The following is a 24373-nucleotide window of genomic DNA, read 5'->3' on the forward strand; positions in this document are numbered from 1 at the left end:
GTGCCCTTGTCCTTTTATTTAGGGGTTGCAAAAAACTGCTCCGCGAGGTGCTTGTAAATCTCAATGGTCGTTAAAAAACTACTAATCGTGGTATGTTCATTAATTTGATGGGACGTCCCGGCCTTATCGGGGCCCAGTACGATCACCGGTAAATCGGGCTGATGTTGCACAAAGACACTCGCATCGGTGGCCCCGTTATCAATCCCAGCTTGAATGTTGCGGTCTGGATAAGCAGCCTGGGCAATTTCAACGGCCGTTTGCACTAACCAGGACTGCTGAACACTCTCCACGGGATAGAAATCATGAATCACCTGTAATTCTAACTGATAATCAGTGGTGCGATTGATGGTGTCAATCGTCTGCTGGATTAAATCACGCACGGACTGGTTATCAAAGGCCGGGGTGGGCCGCACGTTTCCGAATAATGTGGCTGCGTCTGGAATCGTGTTGATCTGTTCGCCTCCCTGAATCACCGTTACGCTGTGTTGGACCTTTCCGAGCTGGTCATCAACCGGTAAGTCTGTAAACAGCTGCGCTTCTTGAGCCATGTAGTGGGCCAATCCCTGAATGGCATTAATTCCCTGGGTGGGCACCGAACTATGCGCGGCCTTGCCCTTACTAACGATCCGGTAGTTAAAACTTCCAGAATGCGCGTAGGTGACGTCTCCATCAGTGGCTTCTCCCACAACGAGGGCATCCAAATCAGTTAACAACTCGGGCGCCACTTGATAAGCACCCGGTGCCCCAAACTCTTCTCCCGCCGTGATGATTAAGCGAATCCGGCCCGGAAGCGGAGTCCCACTCTCCACAAGTTCGATGAGTGCGATTACTTCCGCAGCTAAGCCACTTTTCATGTCTGCCGCTCCCCGACCGTATAATTTGTCACCAACTACCGTGGCAGCGAATGGTGGGTATTGCCAGGCCGCTTCGTCTCCGACGGCCACCGTATCCTGGTGTCCAGTAAACCCTAAAATTTGGTCAGTATTTCCCGTGCCAACTTCCACGATTAGATTCGTCCGGTCGGCATCGGTAGCTAATGGTGTAACCTGACTGGCAATGCCATGCTGATCTAAGAGGTTCACGAGGTACTCAGATAGCGCCCCTTCGTTTCCATTCACGGTCGGAATTTGAATCAAATCCCGTAAAATTTGGATTTTTGCTTCCTGTTCCATGCCTAGCAGTCCTTTCTACTTTAAGTTTAAGTTCCAAGCAGGAATTTGGTTAATCCCCGAGACGGCTTTAATTTTGCGGGCCGTCGTTTTTGTTTGGTAGGCTTTAACTAACTTCTTAATCCGTGGATCATTGCGATTCTCCCGGTTAGCTGCGATAAAGTTAATCCACTGTTTCGATTGGTGGTTAAACGGTTCCGTAAAAATTGCTTGCTTCGGATTCAAAGCGGCCGTCTGGGCGTAGTTCCCGTTCACCACGGCGGCGTCCACATCATTTAAGGAACGCGCCGTTTGACTAGCATCAACCTCTTTAATCTTCAGCTTCCGGGGGTTCTCTACAATCGAACGGGCATCCGCCAGCTTAGTGTGCGGCTTTAATTTTAACAAGCCCGCACTTTGCAGGACGAATAGGGCCCGGGACTCATTATTGGCGTCATTAGGAACCGTAATGGTACTTCCAGTTGCTAAGTCATCAAGCGTGTGATGTTTGTACGAGTAAATCCGCATTGGTTCAATGATTGTATCTCCGACCGCAACAATGTGATCATGGTGTTTTTGGTTCCAAAGGTCCAAAAAGGGATAATTTTGAAAGGCATTCACGTCAATACTGTGATTAGCAAGCGCTGCGTTGGGCTGACTGTAATCCGTAAACCGTTGAAATTGGACCTTGAGACCGTATTTTTGCGCGGCTGTTTCGGCAACTGAATCCCAAATCTGTTGTTCTGCTTTGGAACCCGCCATAATGCCGACCGTAATCGTATTCTTTTGTTCGGCAGCCCCGCGTCCAAAGCTTAAGTAGCCCATGAACACGATAAAAATGATAATGACGGCCCACAGACCCGTTTTCACTCGTTTTGACATTCGATCTCCCCCTTTAAACACTCGTTACAATAAAAAAGCATCCGTCCTTTAAAAGGACGGATGCTCCGCGTTACCACCTTACTTTGTTAGCGAATCACTACGCTAATCTCCGTGAGTTTCAAGCCCCTTACTTTCGGCTGAAACCCAGTGGTAATAACGACCACAACCCCGCTCCTAGTTTGTTCCCACTCACTAGGAAAGACTCCAAGTCCATCTTCTGTAAGCCCCCATCATTTCCTCACACCATCCGGAAACTCGCTGGGATGGTTACTTACATACTCAACTCTTCAGTCATATCTAATTTAATTGGCTACACTATATAACGAATCCAGCTAGCTGTCAATTATCAATCACGTTACCGAATTTTACTTTGTCACCGTAAAGATGGCCTGGGCGTAAATGGACATTGCCAACATCAAATCGCTCACAGGTTGAAATTCATTGGCTTGGTGCATGGTATCAGTAGCTCCGGGGAACAAGGCTCCAAAGGCCACTCCATGTTCCATGAGGCGGGCAAACGTTCCCCCACCAACTACTTCTGGTTTAGCAGCTGCTTGTCCGGTTTGTTCACGATAAACGGCCATTAAATCCGTCACTAACGGATCGTCAGCGGGAACGAAGTGGGGTTCCATATTGCTAACCTGGGTTACCGATGCTTGATAAGGACCCGCTGCCTGCTCTAAGTGTTGTTGGATCGTTGCTGGTTCGATTCCCTTTGGATAACGGAAGTTCGTATTAATCACACCCCCCGTTTCAGCATCGTAGGTCATCAATCCCACGTTCATGGTGAGATCCCCCATCACGTCATCGTGAAACTGGAGCCCTAATTGTTCGGCACGGGAATCATCATGCAGGTTATTCGTAATGAAACGAATGAAGTTCGTGCCCGCCTGATCCAATGGGAGTTGCTTTAGAAACATTGCTAAGTAGGTTCCAGCGTTAATCCCGTTGCGCGGTTCCATCCCGTGGGCCGCTTTCCCAACCACTTCAAAGTGGACTTGTTTTCCAACGATACTAGCCGAGCCACTAACCGGGCTCGCTCCGATAAAGGTATCAAATTGCTGAATCACCGTATCGGGATCTTCCATCGTTACAAAGGCTTCGGCATCACGGGGCACCATGTTTTCTTTCAGACCCGCATTAAAGGATAATAACTGCTGTTCGGCAATGGCACTGGCTCCATCAAAGTGGGTTTCAAAGGTGACATTTCCCTTTTCCCCATTAATGAGCGGGAATTCGGCATCGGGCGAGAACCCGGCTTTGGGAGCCGGTTCAGTTTCAAAGTAACGGTTCATCCCGGTCCAATTGGTTTCTTCATCGGTTCCAATGATTAACCGGATTTTCAACTTCGGTTCAATGCCTAAGTCCTTTAAAATCCGTAGTCCATAGTAGGCTGATAATGCTGGTCCTTTATCATCAGAAGTCCCCCGACCAATGGCCTGTCCCTCTTCCACTAATAGTTCAAAGGGATTCGTGTCCCAACCATTGCCAGCGGGAACCGTATCGGCATGCCCTAAAATGGCAAAGTAGTCGTCACCAGTTCCGTATTCAATGTACCCTACCACGTTATCAATGTTTTTCGTGGTAAAGCCATCGCGGTCCGCAAACGTCAAAAACTGGTTCAAAGCCTTAGCAGGCCCAGGTCCTAGGGGAAATTCATCCGTCTGATTTTCTACATCCCGGGAACTGTCAATTGCAACCAGTTGCTTTAAATCAGCAAGATACTGATCTTGATACTTGGCTGCCGTTGCTTTCCAATCTGTCATATCTGTTCATCCTTTCGCGAATTAACTTATTTTAAGTTTAACATGAATCAACCATCTAAATGCTATAATAGCCCCGAGGTGAATAAATTGAAACTAATTACAGCATCCATTCTACCAAAAGTAATTCGAAAACGCCCAGTTGACAGTTTTAAGGGCACCTACGGCAAAGTCGCGCTCATCGGAGGTAACCAAAACTACGGCGGAGCTATCATCATGAGTACCTTAGGCACCGTTTCTGCAGGAGCTGGTTTGACAACAACCTTCACAGCCCCCAGCAACCAAAGCAGTCTCCACGCTTGGATTCCGGAGGCCATGTTTGCCGACTATCAGGACCAAACTTTACTCCAGCAACTCCTCCCCACGATGACCGTGATTAGCTTGGGCTCCGGGCTCGGAACCGACCAACAAGCCCTAGAGCTCATTCACACCGTCTTTGACCTGGTAACTCCCCACCAGACCCTGTTACTGGACGGTTCGGCGCTAACCCTAATCGCACGTGACCACCTGCAACTACCAAGCGCAAACATCATTCTCACCCCCCACCAGATGGAGTGGGAACGGCTCACCGGCGTCAAACTAGCGGAGCAAAATCCGGAAACTAATCAACGGGCCTACAACCAGCTAGCCGCTAACCAACCCCACTTAATTGCGGTGGTGAAGTCGGCGCAAACCGAGGTGTTTACCCCAACTGGAGCCTTTCAAAATACGACGGGCACGCCCGCGCAGGCTACGGGTGGAATGGGTGACACTCTTGCTGGAATCGTCAGTGGCTTTGCAGCCCAATTTGCCGATCTTGATGCCGCGGTGCTAGCAGCCGTTTATACCCACAGCGCGGTCGCTGACCAGCTAGCCCAACAGCAGTACGTAGTGTTACCCCACCAAATTTCAGCGGCGTTACCACGGTTTATGCACGAACACCAAGCAGAATAATCATTGTTAGTAAAACAGCCGTCCCATTCAGGACGGCTGTTTTGCTTTAGGTTAATGTAAATGATAAAAGAACACTACCTCTAGGCTCCGTACTAACGAAGGAACAGTTGCAAAATAGAGGTAGTGGTCCTCGCTAAGTCATTCAAAACTCCTTGTTTAATTGGTATTAATTTCACTTTCATCCCGCATTAATTGATCGGTACTGGTTGCAACTGCAACACGTAACTGGCACCGGCTTGCATAAATTCTAAACCGTAGCGTAGTTGGACCCAAACAAAATATTCGCCAAATCCTGAGTTGACCGCTATACTTAAGTAAGCGTTGTAAGTGTTAGTTTTTTTATCCCTAATTGCTTACAACTTACAAACTTACAAATTAAGAAGGAGCAGACGTATGAAAGCAGCAAAATTTATTCAACCCGGGGAAATGCGGATCGAAGACGCCCCCATGCCAACCATTGAAAAACCAACTGATGCCATCATCAAAATGGTCCGAGCCAGTGTTTGTGGTTCAGATTTATGGTGGTACCGGGGCATTTCAGAGCGGGAACATGGCTCTGCCACTGGTCACGAAGGAATCGGAATCGTTGAATCCGTTGGATCAGCAGTCAAAAACGTTCAACCAGGTGACTTTGTCATTACCCCCTTTACCCACGGGTGTGGCCACTGTGCCGCTTGTTTAGCTGGTTTTGACGGTAACTGTATGAACCGCGAATCCGGTGTTAACAACGGTTACCAAGCCCAATATCTCCGGTTTTCAAACGCTAGCTGGGCGCTCGTTAAAATCCCTGGTCAACCATCTGACTACTCTGATGACATGCTGAATTCATTCGTCACCCTCTCAGACGTTATGGCCACCGGTTACCATGCAGCTGCTACCGCTGAAGTTAAACCAGGCGATACGGTCGCTGTAATGGGTGACGGTGCCGTTGGTCTGTGTGGGGTCATCTCCGCCAAACTCCGGGGTGCCACCCGCATCATCGCCATGAGTCGGCATGAAGATCGGCAAAAGCTCGCGCGTGAATTTGGCGCCACCGAAATTGTCCCCGAACGGGGTGACGAAGCGGTCCAACACGTCTTAGACCTTACGGATGGAAACGGCGTCGATGCCGTCCTCGAATGTGTGGGAACGGAACAATCTGTGGATACCGCCACTAAAATTGTTCGCCCCGGGGCCGTCATCGGTCGCGTGGGGATTCCCCAAAAACCAGAAATGAACACCAACCAACTCTTCTACAACAACACCGGTTTACGTGGCGGAATTGCCTCCGTTACCACCTATGACAAAGAGGAATTGCTCCAAGCCGTCTTAGACGGAAAAATTAATCCTGGCAAGGTCTTTACGCAACAATTTAGTTTGGATGAAATCCAAGCTGCTTACGAAGCCATGGATCACCGTCAAGCCATCAAATCCCTGTTACTAATTGATGACTAAGTCATCCTAAGTCAGGAGCTTAATTACTAAACAAGCCCCACCCGCTAGCTTTAAGCGGGTGGGGCTTGTTTTAGTTCTGATTACTTATTCATCATCATACAGTAAGTTTACAAACTTGCGCAGGGTTTGCGGAGCATCCAACTTTTGCAGCCGAATTTGTAACAGCGTTAATTTAGGCGTGGCTTGCTGCAATTCCCGGAACTGCGTGATTAACTCCGTTTCTGTAGTGATCTCGGCAAACCGGTATGTGTCCGGAGCAGCCCCAAAGGCCGTTAGCAAATGTTGGTAGTTAAGTTGGGGGACATCATTATACCGCGCCTGTTCACCATGAATGACCCGTTCAATCGTGTATCCCTGATTATCAAGCAACAGGATAATGGGCGTCAGCTGGTGCTCAATTGCAAAGGCTAACTCTTGGATCGTCAATAAGAACGAGCCGTCCCCAATGCTAAGCAGATGGCGCCGGTCAGGATTGGCCAGTTGACTTCCCAATGCCGCTGGGAACGCATACCCAATTGAGGCCCACAACGGCTGACTGATTACCTCGGCCCCAGCTGGTAACCGTAAATCTTCAACCGTGAATTGGGACGTGCCTTGTTCGGCAATCACCACGTCGTTTGGTTGCACAAAATGCGCCAAGGCCGCTTGATAGAAGGCTTGGCTGACCGGTTGGTGTGGCTTTGCAACCGGTTCGGCTGGTTGGACTGGAGTCGTTGACTCTGGTGATTTAGTGGACGTCACGCGCTGACACTGGCACAATTGCTGAATCCACGTTGGAAACTGCTCCTGTGGGTTCTCAACCAGCGTTTCTCCGTAAAGCGAAATTACCGCTGGGTTCATGGTGATGGTGTGGTCGGGATCAAATTGGTGGGAAAATCCGGCCGTATTGGCATCCGAAAGGGAACTCCCGAGTAAAAAGACCACATCGGCTTGTTCAACTTGGGCTTGTAAGGCCTCATTCGCCAGTTTCCCGTGATAGGTGCCCATAAACTGCGGCATGGATTCAGTAACGGCGCCCTTACTGTCAATCAAATCGACAAACGGAAGGTTCTGCTCCGCGAGCCACGCTTGCAACACTGGACCTAAGTGAAACTGGGAAATTGCTTGCCCAATCACCACAAACGGGTGCTGTGCCGCGTGGATGGCCTGTTGCACTAATTGGAACGGAACGGTAGGCACTGGAATTGCATCTGGTGCCGTAAACAAGGTGGGAATTAATTGTTTAAACGCTGGATTAACTGGAAGTTCGGTTAAATCACAAGGCAAGCCTAAATAGGCCGGCTGCTTCGTGGTCACCAGCTTTCTAATCACCCGGTTTACAGCGGTAACCGCATGGCGAGCACTGATCACCTCGGTCACAATCCCCAGTTCCTGGTGCACCGCTTGAAAATGCCCAAACTGACCGTCTCCCAGGCTATGATGTACCCGTTTTTGTTGTCGTTGGGTATCCGTAGTTGGTAAGCCAACGATTTCTAAGACTGGGACCCCCTCAGTTTGACTGCCGGCAAAGCCGTTGATGGCACTTAACTCACCGACGCCGTACGTCGTTACAAACGCTGCCAAGCCTTGCTGACGGGCATATCCATCTGCTAAGTACGCCGCGTTTAACTCGTTAACGTTCCCACACCACTCCATGTCTTTTCGGGTTAGGACGTGGTCGAGGAAATTTAAATTATAATCACCGGGAACACCCAGCACCTTATGAACCTGACCATACTGCAAAACGTCTAAAAGATAATCAGAAATCGTATACGAACTCATTTGCCTGTGCCTCACTTTAATCATGCTAACCAAATTATTAAATTATCATCATTATAGTGATTCTGACTTTCATTTACAAATCATTATTCGATTGAAACCAGCCGAATTTGACTCGTTCCCGCTACCCGTTTAAAGTTTGCCAATAAATCATCAATCGTGATCGTAATGTGACTCAAATCAATTGAAATTACCACGCTTGCCATCTGGTGAATCGGAATGTTTTGGTTAATCGTTAGGATACTGGCCCCGCTCTCTGCCACCTGCTTCAAAACTTGTGACAATACCCCCGGGCGATCGTTCAGCATCAGTGAAATCACCGCTTTGCGGTTCCACGTTGCTTCGTCAGTTGAATAAACCATATCCTTATATTTATAGTAGCTCCCGCGGCTGATACCCACGGCCTTCACGGCTTCGCTAATGTTAGCGGCCTTGCCCTCTTCTAATAACTGGCGGGCAGCGATTACCTTGCCAAACATATCTGGCAGTAATGATTGATCTACAATGTAATACTGTTTAATTTTGCTCAACTCCCCTGTTTAACCCACGTTGCTATCGACTAATTTGTGCGAATTTATGCACAAACATCGTTAATTTTCTTAATCATATCAATTACCCAACGATAAATAAAGCCATGCTCAAGGGATTTTGAATTTCAACGCGGGGAACCTATGCTATAATTGATGTCCGAAAAAACAATTTTGGAAAGAAGGTTTTGGATTTGAAAAAATCACGAGTCGAGGCCCTGACCGATGCCATTGTCGCCATCATTATGACGATTATGGTACTGGACTTTCGGGTGCCGACTACCCCGCACTTCTATGAAATTTTTGATAACGTTCCAGAGTTATTCGCCTACATCGTTAGTTTTATTTTCATCGGCGTGGCTTGGTATAATCAACATTTCATGTTTTATCTCGTCAAACGTATTACCAAAAAGATTTACTGGGCAAACAACCTCTGGCTGTTTACAATGTCCCTCATTCCCATCGTTTCTGCCTGGGTAGGAAAATTCATGAACGACGTTGGTCCGCAGCTCTTCTACCTCTTATTTTTCACGGCTTGGAACCTGGCCTACCTCTTCTTGGCCAAGGTCATTCTGAACGAAATGAAGCACGAAGGTGATCAAACCGGCATTAAAGAAATCACCGAAATGTGTAGTTACCGGTTTCTCACTAGTTGGGGTTTCCCCTTACTGGTCATTGGAACTGGAATTGCAATTTTGATTTTCCCATTCAGCGGATTAGTGTTCAGCTTGATTGAGATCATTATTAACGGAATTTATACAACTCCAGATGGCGACAAACTTGAAGGTCCAGATGGAAAAAAGAAAAAAAAGCAGGATTAGTTCAAAACTAATCCTGCTTTTTTATGCTTAATTAACTAATGTGCAATACGGTCCGTAATCGTCCAACTCGGGCACCTAAAACCTGGTCGGCAAGGCGGCTCTTTAGGGTAAAGTACATGTACACACTTCCGCCAATTAGCGCTGCCACTCCGGTAACTACCAGACTCATCAGCGAACTATAGGGGTTCCCCACTAAGCCAATCAAAAAGTTCATGGCATAAACTGTGACTAAGGTAATTACATACATAATCAAAGCGTACGCAATTAAATCAGCCGAATCCATCAACATTTTGTGGACTTCGAATCCAAAGTCATGGTTTAAGGAATGAATGATGAGAAGGTTGGCTACGGTAAACCCAACGACCGTGGACATTAAGGTTCCAAACGCGCCAAACCAGTACACCAGTGGGAATTGAGTGATGACCTTGGCAATCGTTCCAATCACAAAGTACTTCACCGCCCGGCGATTTTGCGATACCCCCTGCATCACGGCAGAGGTAACCACAAATAAACCAATTGGAATCGCGGTAATCGCCGCAAAGGTTAACACGTTACTCCCAAAGTCCATGTTGGCCGTTCCGTAAAAAGTCCGGTTCAACGGACCAGCGACCGCAGCCATTCCTAGAGAAGCCGGTAACATCACGAACTCAAACAAAATCATGGTGTTAGACAGTTGATCTCGCATCATGGCCCGATTTCGCTTTGTAAAGGCCGTGGATAATAGCGGAACCACCGTGATGGCCAGCGACGATGCTAAGGAAATCACGATCATGGTCAGCTTGTTGGCATTTCCGGCAAAGACGGCGTAGTCCACTTGTAATGCCCGTTCGGAAAAGTTAGTTGCTAACCGCATAATGTCAAAGAAGGTAAACTGATCAATCAGGGAAAAGATGGTAACTCCTGCCCCCAAAATCACAAATGGCACCGCTTGACTAATGATTTCTCTGTATAACTGGTTGGTTGGGACCTGAAGCTGGTTATTACTGTGTGCCACCAAATTATGGTAATAGTGGCGCCGTTTCCAGTAATACCACCCCAGAATTAAGAACCCGAAGATGGCTCCGATACAGGCCGCAAAGGTTGATTGCGACACCGCCGTCACGTAGCTTCCGTGAAGCACCTTTAGGATGATGAAGGCTGAGGCCAACATGTAAATGACACGGGCCAACTGTTCCACAAACTGGGAAATCGCAGACGGCGCCATGTCTTCATATCCCTGAAAGTACCCCCGGGTTAAGCTCATTGCGGGAATAATCAGCACCGCCCAGGCTAACGAGTGAATCACCGGAATCACATTGGGATCTCCATTCGTAAGCAACGGCGCGGCAAACCATAAAATCAGGGCACTAATGATTCCCATCAAGATTGACAGGATAATTCCCTTTTTATACAGCTGCACTCCAACTCCATACTCATTTAACGCATTATAGTGGGCTACTTGCTTTGCAATGGCAGAGGGAATCCCAGCAATGGCCACAATTAAAACAAAACTGTAAATGTTATAACCCTGGGTATACAGTGAGTTCGCAATCGGGAATAAGGAGGCTCCAAAGATGAGCCGCCAGGGAATGATGTAAAGTGCCCCGAGAATTCGCGACAGGATACTCCCAATCGTCATCCAGGCAGACCCCTTGAGCATTTGGCCCTTGGCTCGTTCCGAATCCGCAAATTGTTGTTGCTCTTCTAACTGATTGTTTTCAACATCGTTATCCACTAAAATAACCTACTTTCGCCCTAAAAATCTTAAACAACTAATCTAACACAAACTAGGCTAATTAGCTACAATATTAACAATCTTCCCAGGAACCACAATCACCTTGCGGATTGTTTGGTTAGCCAGGTTGGCAATGACATCCGGATTAGCAAGGGCGACTTCTTGAATGGCATCCCGATCAGCATCCGCTGGAACCGAGATCCGGGCCCGCACCTTTCCGTTCACCTGAACGGCCAGTTGCACCTCATCCGCCTCTAATTGTGCGGGATCGTAAGTTGGCCAACTTGCGTATGCAATCGTTTCATCGTGCCCCAACCGGTGCCAAATTTCTTCGGCTAAATGTGGGGTAATTGGTGAGAGCAACTTAATTAGTCCTTCCGCGTATTCCTTGGGTAGTGCCTGGTGCTTATAAACTTCGTTCACAAATACCATCATTTGGGAAATGGCGGTGTTAAACCGCATCTTTTCGATGTCATCAGTCACTTTTTTAACGGTCTGGTTATAAACTTTGTCAAGGTGCCCATCGTTGGTGGGTACCACCAAACTCGTCATTTGTTCGTCATCACCGACATACATCCGCCAAACCCGCTTAATCCACCGGTTGGCACCCGTGATTCCCTCGGTACTCCAGGGTTTGGATTCAGTCAACGGACCCATAAACATTTCGTACAACCGCAGGGTGTCAGCCCCATACTCGTTAACAATGTCGTCTGGGTTCACCACGTTCCCCTTTGATTTGGACATTTTTTCGTGGTTCGTCCCGAGAATCATTCCCTGGTTAACCAAACGCTGGAAGGGTTCCTTCGTTGGCACAACTCCCAGGTCATACAGGAATTTGTGCCAGAACCGGGCGTACAAGAGGTGCAAAACCGCGTGTTCGGCTCCACCAACGTAGAGATCAACTGGCAACCAGTAGTCTAACTTCTTCGGATCAGCAATCATTCGGTCGTTGTGAGGATCAATGTAACGCAGGTAGTACCACGAACTGCCGGCCCACTGGGGCATCGTGTTTGTTTCCCGGCGACCGTGGCGACCGTTTGCATCCGTGACGTTAATCCAGTCACTCAGGTTGGCTAGCGGACTTTCTCCGGTTCCAGATGGCTTAATGTTATCGGTTTTCGGGAGCCGCAGGGGTAATTCGGATTCTGGTACAAGCGAGGTACTGCCATCATCCCAGTGGATCACGGGAATTGGTTCTCCCCAGTACCGTTGCCGAGAAAAGATCCAATCCCGGAGTTTGTAGTTAACCTTCTTTTGGCCGGCATCATGCTCTTCCAACCAGGTTAAGATCGTCTGAATGGCCTCGTCTTTTCCCATGCCATCGAGGAACCCAGAATTAATGTGCACTCCATCACCGGTGTAGGCTTCCTTACTAATGTCTCCGCCGGCAATCACCGGTACGATAGGCAGGTTAAACTTCTGTGCAAATTCATAGTCCCGTTGGTCGTGAGCCGGCACAGCCATAATGGCTCCCGTTCCATAGGAAGGCAAAACGTAGTCCCCAATCCAAACGGGTAGTTTTTCCCCGTTTACCGGATTGATTGCATATGCACCCGTAAACACCCCTGATTTATCCTTATTCAAATCGGTCCGTTCCAGGTCTGATTTGGAGGCAACTTCCTGGCGGTAATCGCGAACTGCCCCGGCTTGATCAGGTGTGGTAATGAGATCCACAAGTGGATGTTCTGGTGAAAGCACTAGGTACGTTGCTCCAAACAACGTATCGGCCCGGGTTGAAAAGACTTCAATGGCAGCCTCAGCTTGGTCAGCAACTGGGAAATTGATGCTGGCTCCCACTGATTTTCCAATCCAATTCCGCTGCATCTGCTTAATGCTTTCCGGCCAGTCTAGGTCATCCAAATCATCCAAGAGTCGTTCGGCATACGCCGTAATCCGCAACACCCACTGTTTCATTGGTTTCCGGTATACGGGGTAGCCACCGCGTTCGGTCTTTCCGTTGACCACTTCTTCGTTGGCAACCACGGTTCCGCCCATGAGGTCCGGGGCCCAGTTAACTTCAATTTCATCTTCGTAAGCCAAGCCCTTTTTGTAGAGTTGTTCAAAGATCCACTGGGTCCACTTGTAATACTTTGGATCGGTCGTGTTCACTTCCCGACTCCAATCGTAAGAAAACCCGAGGGATTTGATCTGCCGTTTAAAGTTTTGAATGTTTTGATTGGTAAAGTCCGCGGGATTATTCCCCGTTTTCATCGCATACTGTTCGGCTGGCAAACCAAAGGCGTCCCAGCCCATCGGATGCAGCACGTTTTTACCCTGCATCCGGTTGAAGCGGGCCATGATGTCCGTTGCGGTATACCCTTCTGGATGCCCCACGTGGAGCCCCTGTCCGGATGGGTATGGGAACATATCCAAGACGTAGTATTTCTCCTTGTTGGGATCATCACCCGTCCGAAAGGTTTGGTGCTCATCCCAATATTTTTGCCATTTTTGTTCAATTTCCTGGTGATTGTAGCCCATGTCATTCACTCCTTTAACCTGACTGGTTGCTTGTGATTTACGCCATAAAAAAAGCCTATAGAAATTAATTCTATAGGACGAACTTCCGCGGTACCACCTAATTTTTCCCCACCTGGGGAACCCCTTAAGTCCATAACGCGGAAAACGGTTAATCGGTCCGATTAACGAAACCTCCACAGCAAGTTCGTCGCAAAAAGTTCTAAGCTTCCACCATCCGCTTAGTCGCTGATAACTTTTGTACCACTACTACTCTGCTTCTTTGGTTTAATCATTTGGTTACCCCCACGATAGCAAACTGCGGGGCAAAACACAAGGTTTTTATTGCTATAATACTATGGAAAGGATGGTTTATCATGCAATTACAATCAGCTTTACAATTTAGCCATACGCTCTTAGAACAAGTCGTGAATCCCGGTGACGTCGTAGTCGATGCCACGGCTGGAATGGGGCACGATACCCTCAAACTAGCTCAGTTGGTTGGACCCACTGGACACGTCTATAGTTTCGACATCCAAGCTCCGGCAGTAACGGCCACCAAAGCCAAGCTGGCAGAAGCGGGCTACCACAACGCTACTGTGCTCCAACAGGGGCATGAACGGCTCGATGAAACGGTTGCAGGTCCCATTAGCGCCGCCATCTTTAACCTGGGTTACCTTCCTCGGGGTGACCATGCCCTCATTACCCAACCAGCAACTACCCTCACCGCCTTACAAAAATGTCTCGGGCTGTTAGCTCCCGAAGGCGTCGTGGTGGTCGTCTGCTATTATGGTCATCCGGGCGGGGCCACCGAGAAAACGGCTGTCCTAGGCTGGGCCGCCCAACTCCCTCAGGCTGACTTTAACGTCTTACAGTATCAGTTTCTTAATCAGGTACATGAACCACCGATTCTACTCGCCATCCAAAAGCGCTAGGCGCGGGGCCGATGATCCAACCAGTTAACAACCGCAGCCGCAACCACTAAAAGCGCAGCGACCAGAAAGACGTTGTGTAACGCCCCGTACAGGATTTCCTTGAGCTGGGGCAGTAAGTGAGCTGCTAAATGCTTAGCCGTTTGGGGGTTAATCAGTTCGTTCATTAACTTTAGACTGGTTTGCGGGTGCGTTGCCACCCCATGGCTCATGGAGGTATTCATCACGATTCCAAACACGGAGATCATCAAGGTTTGCCCGAGCGTCCGACTCAAGGTATTAAAGGACGAGGCTACCCCGATTTGATCGTTAGCAACCTCATTTTGGACGGTTACAGATGCATTGGTAATGCACAGTCCAAACCCAATCCCCAACACTCCAGAAATGATGAAAAATAACCAAAACGGGGTTGTAATCGGAGCAACGATCGACGCGAGACTCCCGATCCCAATGAAAATCAGGCTTAAATAGGTAATCAGTTGGGGACGGAATTTCACCAATAACTTACCAGTCCAAAATGACCCAATGATCCACATGATTGAACTCGGGGTGATCGCAAAGCCGGCCATGGTTGCCGGTAATCCTAGGATTCCCTGGGTCCAATCAGGGAGGTAAACTTCATAAGCAAAGATAAACCCACTAATCAGTGCTGCAATTAAATTCTGGGTCACAAAGGTCCGCTGCTTAAACATGGCGAGCGGGATGATGGGATCGACCGCCCGGCGTTCCTGGTGAATAAACCATACCAAGCCCACAGCTGCCACCACGATGCACCCAGCAATCAACGCCCAGTTCAGTGGTTGTTCCCCTAATAATTGAAAGAGATACATGATGGCTAACAACACGACGGCGATCAACACGACTCCACCGTAGTCAATGCGGCTGGTTCGTTTGGTAACTGGTTCCACCAAGAACCACCAAATTAACCCAATCGTCACCAGCCCAATCGGCACGTTCACAAAGAAAATCCAGTGCCAGGACAGCTGGTCGACAATAAAGCCCCCTAATAAGGGGGCCACAATCGACGCAATTCCCCAGGCCGAACCTAGTAACCCGACCACGTCCGCTCGGCGCTCAAAGGGATAGAGGTCCGCGACAATCGTAAAGGAAACCGGCATGATGACCCCAGCGCCTACTCCCTGCACCGCACGCCAAATGATTAAGGTGATCATCCGATCGGACATTCCAGAAAACATGGAACCAACCGTAAACACGATGAGCCCAAAAATAAAGACCCGTTTACGTCCGAGTTGATCAGCTAACTTTCCGTAAATCGGGGTCGCAATCGCGTTGGTCAACAGGAAAATGGAAAAGACCCAGTTCATTAAGGCTACTCCGTGTAAATCACCAACAATGGTAGGCATGGCCGTCGCAACAATTGTCCCTTCCACGGCACTCATAAAGGTGGCAATGAAGAGGGCAATCGTCACCACCCGGACGTTTGTGACTCGTTTTTCCATTCGACTGCTTCACTCCTTTCTGACTAAAAAAACGACCCTCTCGGATCGACTTTCTTAGTTTAACTTAATTCTTTTTTACCGCATCCTGCAACTGTGCAACCCGGTCAGTGTGCTCCCATGGTAAATCAATATCATCGCGACCAAAGTGGCCATAAGTAGCAGTTTGTTCGTAGATTGGTCGTTGCAAGTCTAACATCTGAATAATGCCCGCCGGCCGTAAGTCAAAGGTTTGGCGAATTGCAGCAATCAACTCTGGTTCCGAATAATCAGAAGTTCCGAAGGTGTCAACTTCAATCGACACCGGTTCAGCAACCCCAATTGCATATGCCAACTGGATTTCGACCCGATGGGCTAACCCAGCGGCTACCAAATTCTTAGCAATATAACGAGCGGCATAACTAGCGGAGCGATCCACCTTCGTGGCGTCCTTTCCAGAAAAGGCGCCCCCACCGTGGTGTGCCGAGCCCCCGTAAGTATCAACAATGATCTTACGACCGGTTAAACCAGCGTCCCCATTTGGTCCCCCAATCACGAATTTCCCGGTTGGGTTGATCAGGTATTTCGTTTCGGCATCCAAATACTGGGCAGGAATCACCTGCTTGATAATCTGATTGATCACATCCGTCCGAATTTGCTCCTGCGAAACGTCTGGATCATGTTGGGTACTCAAGACCACCGTATCAACCCGCAGTGGTTTCCCCTGTTCGTCAAATTCGACCGTTACTTCGGCCTTCGCATCCGGACGCAAGTAGCTCAGTTCGCCACTTTTACGGACCTCAGCCGTTTTACGCATTAACTGGTGTGCTAACGAAATTGGTAAGGGCATCAATTCAGGCGTTTCGTCAGTGGCATACCCAAACATAATTCCCTGATCCCCAGCCCCAATTTGGTCCAGTGGATCAGCTTGGCCAGCCCGGGTTTCTTCTGATTCATCTACCCCCTGCGCAATGTCTGGTGATTGTTCATCGATTGAAACCAACACCGCAACGTTATCAGCATCAAAGCCGTACGCAGGGTTGTCATACCCAATCTTGCGGATTGTATCGCGCACAATTTCGCGGATGTTAACATCTGCGGTCGTTGAGACCTCTCCAAAGACCAATACTAGTCCCGTGGTAACTGATGTTTCACAGGCCACCCGGGCTTGCGGATCTTGTTCTAAAATGGCATCCAAAATGGCATCACTAATGTGATCGGCAATTTTATCTGGGTGTCCTTCTGAAACTGATTCAGAAGTAAATAAATGTTTCTCACTCATCTGATTTTCCCCCTAATGGTTTTTGGTTACAAGGCAGCTTCACTTTGCGTGAATCCTATCGGGAACATACTCATAACTATTTTATCCTATCACAAGTTTTCCTAAATAAGTAGTTGAAGCCCACGAAAAAGTCCACTAAGATTAAGCTATTGAGGTAAATACTATGAAAAAATACGTAAATTTCTGCATTCACTACCGCTGGTGGTGGGAAAATTTGTTCTATCTCCTGCTCACCATCATCGTTTGGAACCTCGCGGCCAACCGGCCTTCGAGTTCGGCCACGACCTTGCAAACGAGTTGTTTTCTGATTATGGAGATCGCCTGGGCTGGCAGTTGCCTAGTTTTCTTACGCAAATGGGACGTCCGCTTCACAATCATCCTGACCGGCAGCGCCGTCCTGCTGGCGTTGCTCGCTCGGTTACCGGGGATTCTGATCTGGGCAACCCTGTTTTACGCCGTGGTCAGCGTGGCCCTGCGCGTTCCGCGCCTGGCACTTCACAACCAGTACGGGTTGTTCTGCTTCTCCCTGATCAACGCCGTTATTCCGGCAGCGTCCTTAAACTTTTTAACCAGTCAATATTTAGAGCGCAGTACCCTCCTAAACATTGGGATTCTACTGACCCTCTACTTCCTCTTTTACGCGCTACGCTTTACGAACGAACTGGCACAACCTAGTAACGTGCTCTTCATTTTCTTATTTGCGGGCCTAATCCTAGCAAACTTTCCACTCCTAAAGGACAGCTTGCTAATTGCCTTAGTCCTCCTAGCTTACGGGGGCCAAATCTTCACCCGCAACGAACGCCTGCGCATTTGCTTAGTCGCCTTCTTTGTGATTGCATTAATCGCATTTATCAATTAAATTTTGACAAACTAAAAACAGCAGTGCCATTGGGGACTGCTGTTTTTTATTTCACGCTAATTCAAGGAAATTCCCTGCAAGAAATTAGTTACCCGTGGAGTAGGGTGGGCAAAGAAATCGGCACACGAACCGTCAAACTGAAGTTGGCCGTCCTCTAGGAAGAGGATCTTATCGGCCGCGTTCTTGGCAAACTGCATGTTGTGAGTTACGACAATCATTGATTGTCCTTCACCAGCCAATTGTTCCAGCATCTTTAAAACCTGCGTTTCCATCTCTGGATCTAGCGCACTGGTCGGCTCATCTAACAAGATATACTTCGGATGAACCGCGAGCGCCCGACAGATTGAAATCCGTTGCTGTTGGCCTCCCGATAACTCCTGGGGATAAACATCCGCATAGTCAGAAAGCCCCACTTCCTTCAGTAACGCCCGGGCCTGCGTTTCCGCTTGCTCTTTTGGCACCTTTTGCACGTAAATTGGCGCCACCGTAATATTTTGGAGAATCGTCAAATTAGGAAAGAGATTCCAATTTTGAAACACCATACTAGTTTGATCCCGAAATTCGTTCTTAGTCTTTTTATCAACCGGTCGGGAAAAATCAACCTGCAGGTCATCCAGTGCCAGGGTTCCAGCATCTGGTTGAACCAAGAGGTCTAGTGACCGAAGTAAGGTGGTCTTTCCTGATCCAGATGGGCCCACGATTACCGTGGTTTGGTGTTCGGGAAATTCGGTACTAATCCCCTGTAACACGGATTTCGACCCGAATTTTTTTTGAATGTCATTAATTTTAAACACTAGTCGGCATCCCCCTTCAGATAACGTGATGACCGTTTTTCCAAGTAGTGTTGCAGGACATTTAAGATCGAACACAAAATGGCATACAGAACCGCAACTTCCATGTACATTAGCAACGGTTCAAAGTTTTGCGCTGCAATTTGTTGACTAACCTGAAACATTTCGGCAATCGTAATCGTACTTGCTAACGACGTATCTTTAACTAAGCCAATAAATTCGTTAGAAAGTGGTGGCAAAGCCGTCCGTAACGCCTGGGGAATGATGAAGTGCCACAACGTCTGGGGGGTTGAAAAGCCCAAGGTGTATGCTGCTTCCCACTGATCCTCACTAACCGACTGTAACGCAGCTCGAATGGTTTCTGACCCGTAGGCCCCCATGTTAAGCGAAAACCCAATCAGCGCCGCAATGAATGGTGCTAACTTAATCCCCACTGACGGGAGTCCAAAGAAAATGATAAATAATTGAACTAGTAACGGCGTTGACCGAAAGGCCCATACGTAAAAACTGATCACGGCCCGTAACGCAACCCAGGCCACATGACCAACTGGTCCCAGGTTCGGTTTTAACGTTCGAATCAAAGCTACGATAAACGCGATCACCATCCCAAATGCAAAGGAAATCAGTGCTAAGGGAATCGTGAACTTCACCATCGCCGTCAACAAACTGGGGAGCGATGACGTAATAATCTCAAGCATCCTTAATCAACCCCTATTTTTCTGTAATATCAGTCCCGAAGTACTTCATGGACAACCGTTTTAAGGTTCCATCTTTACGCTCGGACTTGATGGCTTTGTCCATCTTTGCTTGTAACTTGGCGTTCTTTTTGTTCATCATTGGCGCGATGGCACTAGTTTTAATTTCACTATCTGGAATTTCCTTGTACGTTAAGTCCGTATCTTGGTGACTCTTCTTCCAGTATTCAAAGGCTTCGCGGGAGTTCACGGCTCCAACTACCCGTCCCTGATCAATCATATCCATTGACGTTTGAAAGTCAGGAGAAGCTACGGGCGTTGCGCCTAATTTTTTCGCGTTGTTAAAGTTATCGGTTCCCGTTCCTTCAGCAACCTTTTTCCCCTTCAAATCCTTGGCGGACTTAATGGAGCCGTCCTTCTTGGTGATCAAGATGGACTTCGAGTAAATGTACGGCGTTGCAAACCGGAACTTCTTTTGCCGATCCGGGTTTTCAGCCATGTTATTGAAAATAACGTCATAGTTGTTTGAATTCAAGCCAGCAATCAACGAATCCCAGCCGGTCGTTACAAACTTCGGTTTCAAGCCCATTCGTTTGGCCGTTTCCTTCGCTAAATCAACTTCAAACCCAGTTAACTTGCCGTTTTGCCGGTAAGAATAAGGAGCATAGGTTCCTTCCAACCCAACGGTCAGAGTGTTGGGAGTTTTCGTTTCGGCTTGCTTTTGCCCACAGGCCGCAAGGACTAATGCAGATAAACCTGCCATTAAAATTAAAGACCATTTCTTTTTCATGATTCTCACTCCATTTACTTATTTTTTGTACGTGTTTGATTATACCGAATCTAACCGTAAATTACCATTTTTAACTTCCTAAAAAAGGCAACTTCCCAAGAAGTTGCCTGTTATTTAGTCGTTTTTGTAGTTTCCTCTGGAGCTTCGGGGGCATTTGTGCGGGGCAAAATTAAGTTTAACCCAATTCCAATCACGGTTGCTAAGGCGACCCCCGTGAACTGGAACGTACCCAGTTGCAGGTAGGCATTCCCCACCCCAATCACTAAGACTACTGACGCAATCATCAAATTCCGCTTTTGGTTTAAATCCAAGTGATTATCAATCATCACCTTAATTCCACTGGAAGCAATTGTTCCAAACAGGAGAAAACTAATCCCACCGATTACCGGCAGCGGCATCTGCATGATTAACACGTTCAACTTATTTACGAAAGCAAAGGCCATCGCAAAGAGGGCGGCTCCAATAATTACATAGACACTGTAAACCTTCGTAATCGCCATCACTCCGATGTTTTCTCCATAGCTAGTTACGGCAGGTCCACCCAGTAATCCGGCGGCTAGAGAAGCAGCCCCGTCACCAGCCAACGTCCGGTTTAATCCGGGATCCTTAAAGAAGTTCCGTTGCGTTAGTTCGCCGAGAACCATCAGGTGTCCCATGTGTTCTGTCATGGTAACAAAGGCAATCGGGGCCATCACTAAGATGGCGTTCCATTCTAAGTGAAATCCCTTTTCCGTCCCTAGTAATTCAAAGTGTGGAACCTTGAACCAGGGAGCGGTAGCGATTGCATGTAAATCAACTAGCCCGCAGGCCATGGAGAGCAAATACCCCACGACAATCGCTAAGAGGACCGGAATCATTCCCAAAAAGCCCTTCAGTTTCATGTTAAAGAAAATCGCCAAGAAAAGCGTTGCTAATGCAATCAAGAAGTAAGTCAGATCATAGTGATTGTTTTTCATCATGGCGTCCTGGGCGGCCGCTCCAGCAAGTGACAGCCCAATCACGATGACAATTGGACCCACGACAATTGGGGGTAACAGGTGGTCAATCCAGTTGGTTCCAATTAACCACACCGCCGCGGCCACGATGAGATATACCACTCCCACGGCGATCACTCCCTGCTGCACTCCCGCAATCCCGGTCGTTTTCATGAGGGCCAGCATCGGAGTAATGAACGCAAAACTCGATCCCATGTACGCAGGAATTTTCCCCTTTGTGATGAGAATGTGTAACAGCGTCCCAATCCCCGAAGCAAACAGGGCGATGCTAGGACTTAGACCCACTAGCAGCGGGACGATCACCGTACTGCCAAACATTGAAAACATGTGCTGTAAGGACAACCCAATCCAGGCGAGACCACTCGGTTTATCATGAATGTCTAACTTAATTTCCTCATTTTTCACGGTAACTTCCTCCTACTAAAAAATCCGGTTGCCAGTGACAACCGGATTCGAATCCAGCAACGCTAGATTCTTCGCCATTCATCACTTACGGTCTCACTGGGCCAGTTTAAAGTTCCATCTTTAAATCTAATTTAACTGTTTCTTAGAAGCCTGTCAATCTGCATTTTCCGGCCGGCGCTGGTACTGCCGTTTGTTGTCAACCACCCCGGTAAACACAAATTCAGCTCCGTCCGGGGCGGGATCAATGGTCACGTTCGCCGTGTTAAAGGTCGGCCACTGGGTAAACCATTCCTCATACTGGTCAACATCCAACCGGGTGCGCTGCGCGAGGGCTGCTTCAATCCGGCTCCGTCGCTGCTCATCCCGAAAGCCCGGTTGGACGGTCCCGACAAAGAATTCACCCTGGGCACCAGAGCCATAGCTAAACAGTCCGACCTTTGCTCCAGCCGAGAGGCCCTCGGACTGGTCTAATAGGGACAGCAGACTTAGATACAGGGAGCCGGTATACAGGTTCCCCACCTGTCGGTTATAAACCCGGCTGGCTTCAAATTCACTCAACCACTGTGTCTGTTGGGCAGCAGAAACTTCGGGTAAGAGTGTCCGTAAAGCTTTTAAGCCCAATTTTGTATAAGGCAAGTGAAACGTTAAGGCCTGTAAATCAGTTAACGAGCACTGATACTGCTCACAGTAAGCGTGAACCGTTTTTAAAAAGAACTGCTGGTAAATATCGTTGGAATAGTGTCCATCCACCAGGGCTTCCGTCCGGTTCAAGGGACGCCAAAAATCCATGATGTCATCAGAGTAAACGCTGCTGTTCGCACTTAAAGCAAGGGTTCGGGGATTAGCACTGATTGTCATGGCAACGGCCCCGCTTCCCTGCGTTACTTCGCCGGCGGTCTGGAGCCCGTACCGTGCGACATCCGTGCCCACCACTAGCGCCTGCTGGTCAGGGTGGTTTTTCACGAACTCTTTCGCCATTTGGATCCCCGCCGTTGCTCCATAGCAGGCCTGCTTGATTTCAAAGGCCCGGGCGCTGCGCGGCAACCCTAGCAAGTTTTGCAGATAAATTGCACCCGACTTGGAATTATCCACCCCACTCTCGGTTCCAAAGATAATCAGTGAGATTTGCTTCCGATTGGTAGCATCCAAAATGGGACTCGCCGCATTGGCGGCCATGGTAACCGCATCTTGGGACTGCGGAATCACCGCTTGCTGCGCCTGTCCAATCCCCACTAGATACTTCTGCGGGTCTTCGTTGCGAGCCCGCGCTAAATCAACTAAATCCAAGTAGTAGGCCGGGGTATAAAACCCCAGCTTATCAATTCCCACGTTCATTTTGATCACTCCATCGCTTTGATTAAATATCTTAATTCTACCGATAAATGCTCCCAATGGCAAAAAAGACGGAAGCTTCGGTACCGGGACCAGCAAAAAAAGCCCGCAAGGTGCGGGCTTAGTCATTAATCTTCGGTTTGCTTGATGAAGGTGGTAATTTGGGCTAATGCTTGTTTAATTTGGTCTAAATCCGCCGCGTATGATAACCGTAAGTACCCTTCTCCAGCCGGTCCAAAGGCGCTCCCGGGCGTAACTCCAACCTTAGCTTCCTTAGCCAAGCGGAGGGCAAACTCGCGTGAATTTTCGGAGAACTGCGCCGGAATTTTAGCGAAGATGTAAAAGGCACCCTCGGGGCTGACAATGCCAAACCCTAGTTGCTGTAAGGTCGTGGTCATTAAATCACGCCGTTCTCGGTACGCTTTACGCATGGGAATCGGATCGTCCATACCATTATTTAAAGCCTCAATGGCCGCGTACTGGGCTGGGTTCGATGGTGAGGTCACAAGATAACCGTGGACCTTATTCACGTTTTTAACGATGGCAGCGGGTCCCGCTACGTAGCCGAGCCGGTAGCCGGTCATCGCATGGGACTTAGAAAGCCCATTAATTAGAATCGTATTGGCGGGCAGTAATTTGGCAAAGGAAACGTGCTCACCGTCATACACCAACTCGCTGTAAATCTCATCGTCAATAACTAAGAGCCCATGCGCCTTGACAACCGCTGCTAACTCGGCTAGTTCAGCTTGCGAATACGAAACCCCCGTTGGATTCGTCGGGTAGTTTAGGACCAGTTCCTTAGCTTGCGGGTGTTTTGCTAGGGTCTCAGTCAACTGCTCGGGCGTCAGCTTAAACTGGTGGGCACTCGTATCCATTCCCACGGGCACGCCTCCAGCTAGTTCAACTAAGGAAGTGTAGGCGGGGTAGCCCGGCATGGGAATCAAGACCTCATCGCCTGGGTTTAAAGTGGCTAAAAAGCTACTCGAAAGCGCTTCCGTCGCTCCATCGGTGACCGTAATTTCGGTTTCGGGATCGTAATTAAGATCGTACCGCCGCTGTAAATAGCTGCTAATCGCCTCACGCAGTTCCAACCACCCATTTTGGGGTGAATAATGAGATTGATTATTGGCGATACTCTGAATGGCAGCTTCCTTCACGTGTTCCGGCGTATTGAACCCCGGTTCTCCCACGTTCAAACTGATTAACCCGGGAATATCCTGAATTTCCTTGGAAAAAGACCGAATTTGTGACGGTGTAATTGTATCTAAACGATGGTTATAAACAGTTTGTAAACGCTCATCTAACTCTGGCATGATGTGGTTCCCCCAAATTTTCCGTTTTCCCGTGTGACTAGTCTTTCCGGCCACGCGAGCAATAAGTCAAATCCCAGTTTACCGGAAAATAAAAAAACTTCAAGCGGTA

General features: G+C 48.4%; 20 protein-coding genes, 1 riboswitch and 1 other annotated feature. Of the genes, 5 read left to right on the forward strand and 15 right to left on the reverse strand.

The window, feature by feature from the left end:
* Window positions 1-14: 14 nt before the first annotated feature.
* The 3 genes from M3M35_RS01935 to pepV form a co-directional block, all read right to left on the reverse strand.
* Window positions 15-1172 carry an ArgE/DapE family deacylase gene (locus M3M35_RS01935; protein ID WP_252750344.1) on the reverse strand — a complete coding sequence of 386 codons (1158 nt, stop codon included), beginning with the start codon at window positions 1170-1172 and terminating at the stop codon, window positions 15-17.
* Window positions 1173-1187: 15 nt separating this feature from the next.
* Window positions 1188-2030, reverse strand: a complete 843-nt coding sequence (locus M3M35_RS01940; protein WP_252750345.1) for a MetQ/NlpA family ABC transporter substrate-binding protein — start codon at window positions 2028-2030, stop codon at window positions 1188-1190.
* A gap of 365 nt (window positions 2031-2395) precedes the next feature.
* The gene (gene pepV, locus M3M35_RS01945) at window positions 2396-3796 is read right to left on the reverse strand and encodes a dipeptidase PepV (protein WP_252750346.1); all 1401 of its coding nucleotides are present in this window, start codon (window positions 3794-3796) and stop codon (window positions 2396-2398) included.
* Between the two features lie 87 nt (window positions 3797-3883).
* Here pepV and M3M35_RS01950 point away from each other — a divergent pair, with 87 nt between their 5' ends.
* The gene (locus M3M35_RS01950) at window positions 3884-4726 is read left to right on the forward strand and encodes an NAD(P)H-hydrate dehydratase (protein ID WP_252750347.1); all 843 of its coding nucleotides are present in this window, start codon (window positions 3884-3886) and stop codon (window positions 4724-4726) included.
* Window positions 4727-5119: 393 nt separating this feature from the next.
* On the forward strand, window positions 5120-6160 hold the full coding sequence (locus tag M3M35_RS01955) for a zinc-dependent alcohol dehydrogenase family protein (protein WP_252750348.1): 1041 nt from the start codon (window positions 5120-5122) through the stop codon (window positions 6158-6160).
* An 84-nt stretch (window positions 6161-6244) separates the two neighbouring features.
* On the opposite strand, the gene M3M35_RS01960 is transcribed toward M3M35_RS01955, so the two are convergent.
* Together M3M35_RS01960 and M3M35_RS01965 are read right to left on the reverse strand one after the other, a co-directional pair.
* Window positions 6245-7921 carry an alpha-keto acid decarboxylase family protein gene (locus M3M35_RS01960; RefSeq protein ID WP_252750349.1) on the reverse strand — a complete coding sequence of 559 codons (1677 nt, stop codon included), beginning with the start codon at window positions 7919-7921 and terminating at the stop codon, window positions 6245-6247.
* A gap of 83 nt (window positions 7922-8004) precedes the next feature.
* Window positions 8005-8439: an ACT domain-containing protein gene (locus tag M3M35_RS01965; protein WP_252750672.1), complete on the reverse strand. Its 435-nt coding sequence runs from the start codon at window positions 8437-8439 to the stop codon at window positions 8005-8007.
* 200 nt (window positions 8440-8639) lie between these two features.
* Between M3M35_RS01965 and M3M35_RS01970 the strand changes: the two genes are divergently transcribed.
* Window positions 8640-9266, forward strand: a complete 627-nt coding sequence (locus tag M3M35_RS01970) for a TMEM175 family protein (protein ID WP_252750350.1) — start codon at window positions 8640-8642, stop codon at window positions 9264-9266.
* A gap of 31 nt (window positions 9267-9297) precedes the next feature.
* On the opposite strand, the gene M3M35_RS01975 is transcribed toward M3M35_RS01970, so the two are convergent.
* Both M3M35_RS01975 and leuS read right to left on the reverse strand, forming a co-directional pair.
* Window positions 9298-10980, reverse strand: coding sequence for a putative polysaccharide biosynthesis protein (locus tag M3M35_RS01975; protein ID WP_420842387.1), 1683 nt, complete (start codon window positions 10978-10980; stop codon window positions 9298-9300).
* A gap of 57 nt (window positions 10981-11037) precedes the next feature.
* Window positions 11038-13458, reverse strand: a complete 2421-nt coding sequence (gene leuS, locus M3M35_RS01980) for a leucine--tRNA ligase (protein WP_252750351.1) — start codon at window positions 13456-13458, stop codon at window positions 11038-11040.
* A gap of 70 nt (window positions 13459-13528) precedes the next feature.
* Window positions 13529-13727 (reverse strand) — a binding site (T-box leader).
* 84 nt (window positions 13728-13811) lie between these two features.
* On the opposite strand from leuS, the gene mnmM reads away from it, so the two are divergent.
* Window positions 13812-14369 carry a tRNA 5-(aminomethyl)-2-thiouridylate-methyltransferase MnmM gene (gene mnmM, locus M3M35_RS01985; RefSeq protein WP_252750352.1) on the forward strand — a complete coding sequence of 186 codons (558 nt, stop codon included), beginning with the start codon at window positions 13812-13814 and terminating at the stop codon, window positions 14367-14369.
* Here the strand turns inward: mnmM and M3M35_RS01990 are convergent.
* Both M3M35_RS01990 and metK read right to left on the reverse strand, forming a co-directional pair.
* Window positions 14366-15826: an MDR family MFS transporter gene (locus tag M3M35_RS01990; protein WP_252750353.1), complete on the reverse strand. Its 1461-nt coding sequence runs from the start codon at window positions 15824-15826 to the stop codon at window positions 14366-14368. The two genes, mnmM and M3M35_RS01990, sit on opposite strands and share 4 nt — an antisense overlap.
* Before the next feature lie 64 nt (window positions 15827-15890).
* Entirely contained in the window at window positions 15891-17084 is a 1194-nt protein-coding gene (gene metK, locus M3M35_RS01995; protein ID WP_252750354.1) for a methionine adenosyltransferase, read from the reverse strand.
* A riboswitch (SMK box riboswitch) is annotated at window positions 17082-17165 on the reverse strand. Its footprint overlaps the gene before it by 3 nt.
* An 82-nt stretch (window positions 17166-17247) precedes the next feature.
* Here metK and M3M35_RS02000 point away from each other — a divergent pair.
* The gene (locus tag M3M35_RS02000; RefSeq protein WP_252750355.1) at window positions 17248-17943 is read left to right on the forward strand and encodes a hypothetical protein; all 696 of its coding nucleotides are present in this window, start codon (window positions 17248-17250) and stop codon (window positions 17941-17943) included.
* 56 nt (window positions 17944-17999) lie between these two features.
* On the opposite strand, the gene M3M35_RS02005 is transcribed toward M3M35_RS02000, so the two are convergent.
* From M3M35_RS02005 to M3M35_RS02030, 6 genes are all read right to left on the reverse strand, one after another.
* Window positions 18000-18737 (reverse strand): amino acid ABC transporter ATP-binding protein, encoded by a 738-nt coding sequence (locus tag M3M35_RS02005; RefSeq protein ID WP_252750356.1) that lies wholly within the window; start codon window positions 18735-18737, stop codon window positions 18000-18002.
* Window positions 18737-19432, reverse strand: coding sequence for an amino acid ABC transporter permease (locus tag M3M35_RS02010; RefSeq protein WP_252750357.1), 696 nt, complete (start codon window positions 19430-19432; stop codon window positions 18737-18739). The genes M3M35_RS02005 and M3M35_RS02010 overlap by 1 nt, the downstream gene beginning before the upstream one ends.
* Window positions 19433-19445: 13 nt before the next feature.
* Entirely contained in the window at window positions 19446-20219 is a 774-nt protein-coding gene (locus M3M35_RS02015) for a transporter substrate-binding domain-containing protein (RefSeq protein WP_252750358.1), read from the reverse strand.
* Between the two features lie 110 nt (window positions 20220-20329).
* Window positions 20330-21619: a solute carrier family 23 protein gene (locus M3M35_RS02020; protein WP_252750359.1), complete on the reverse strand. Its 1290-nt coding sequence runs from the start codon at window positions 21617-21619 to the stop codon at window positions 20330-20332.
* A gap of 153 nt (window positions 21620-21772) precedes the next feature.
* The gene (locus tag M3M35_RS02025; protein WP_252750360.1) at window positions 21773-22954 is read right to left on the reverse strand and encodes a hydroxymethylglutaryl-CoA synthase; all 1182 of its coding nucleotides are present in this window, start codon (window positions 22952-22954) and stop codon (window positions 21773-21775) included.
* Window positions 22955-23079: 125 nt separating this feature from the next.
* Complete coding sequence (locus tag M3M35_RS02030) at window positions 23080-24264, reverse strand: aminotransferase class I/II-fold pyridoxal phosphate-dependent enzyme (RefSeq protein ID WP_252750361.1); 1185 nt, start codon at window positions 24262-24264, stop codon at window positions 23080-23082.
* Window positions 24265-24373: the final 109 nt, after the last annotated feature.

Origin of the sequence: Fructilactobacillus myrtifloralis, from assembly GCF_024029335.1 — a bacterium.
Taxonomy (GTDB): Bacteria; Bacillota; Bacilli; order Lactobacillales; family Lactobacillaceae; genus Fructilactobacillus; species Fructilactobacillus myrtifloralis.

Bases quoted from the DNA above. Each gene is read 5' to 3' on its own strand.
- M3M35_RS01935 (WP_252750344.1), bottom strand. From the start codon at position 1,172: ATGGAACAGGAAGCAAAAATCCAAATTTTACGGGATTTGATTCAAATT.
- M3M35_RS01940 (WP_252750345.1), bottom strand. From the start codon at position 2,030: ATGTCAAAACGAGTGAAAACGGGTCTGTGGGCCGTCATTATCATTTTT.
- pepV (WP_252750346.1), bottom strand. From the start codon at position 3,796: ATGACAGATTGGAAAGCAACGGCAGCCAAGTATCAAGATCAGTATCTT.
- M3M35_RS01955 (WP_252750348.1), top strand. From the start codon at position 5,120: ATGAAAGCAGCAAAATTTATTCAACCCGGGGAAATGCGGATCGAAGAC.
- M3M35_RS01960 (WP_252750349.1), bottom strand. From the start codon at position 7,921: ATGAGTTCGTATACGATTTCTGATTATCTTTTAGACGTTTTGCAGTAT.
- leuS (WP_252750351.1), bottom strand. From the start codon at position 13,458: ATGGGCTACAATCACCAGGAAATTGAACAAAAATGGCAAAAATATTGG.
- mnmM (WP_252750352.1), top strand. From the start codon at position 13,812: ATGCAATTACAATCAGCTTTACAATTTAGCCATACGCTCTTAGAACAA.
- M3M35_RS01990 (WP_252750353.1), bottom strand. From the start codon at position 15,826: ATGGAAAAACGAGTCACAAACGTCCGGGTGGTGACGATTGCCCTCTTC.
- metK (WP_252750354.1), bottom strand. From the start codon at position 17,084: ATGAGTGAGAAACATTTATTTACTTCTGAATCAGTTTCAGAAGGACAC.
- M3M35_RS02000 (WP_252750355.1), top strand. From the start codon at position 17,248: ATGAAAAAATACGTAAATTTCTGCATTCACTACCGCTGGTGGTGGGAA.
- M3M35_RS02010 (WP_252750357.1), bottom strand. From the start codon at position 19,432: ATGCTTGAGATTATTACGTCATCGCTCCCCAGTTTGTTGACGGCGATG.
- M3M35_RS02015 (WP_252750358.1), bottom strand. From the start codon at position 20,219: ATGAAAAAGAAATGGTCTTTAATTTTAATGGCAGGTTTATCTGCATTA.
- M3M35_RS02025 (WP_252750360.1), bottom strand. From the start codon at position 22,954: ATGAACGTGGGAATTGATAAGCTGGGGTTTTATACCCCGGCCTACTAC.
- M3M35_RS02030 (WP_252750361.1), bottom strand. From the start codon at position 24,264: ATGCCAGAGTTAGATGAGCGTTTACAAACTGTTTATAACCATCGTTTA.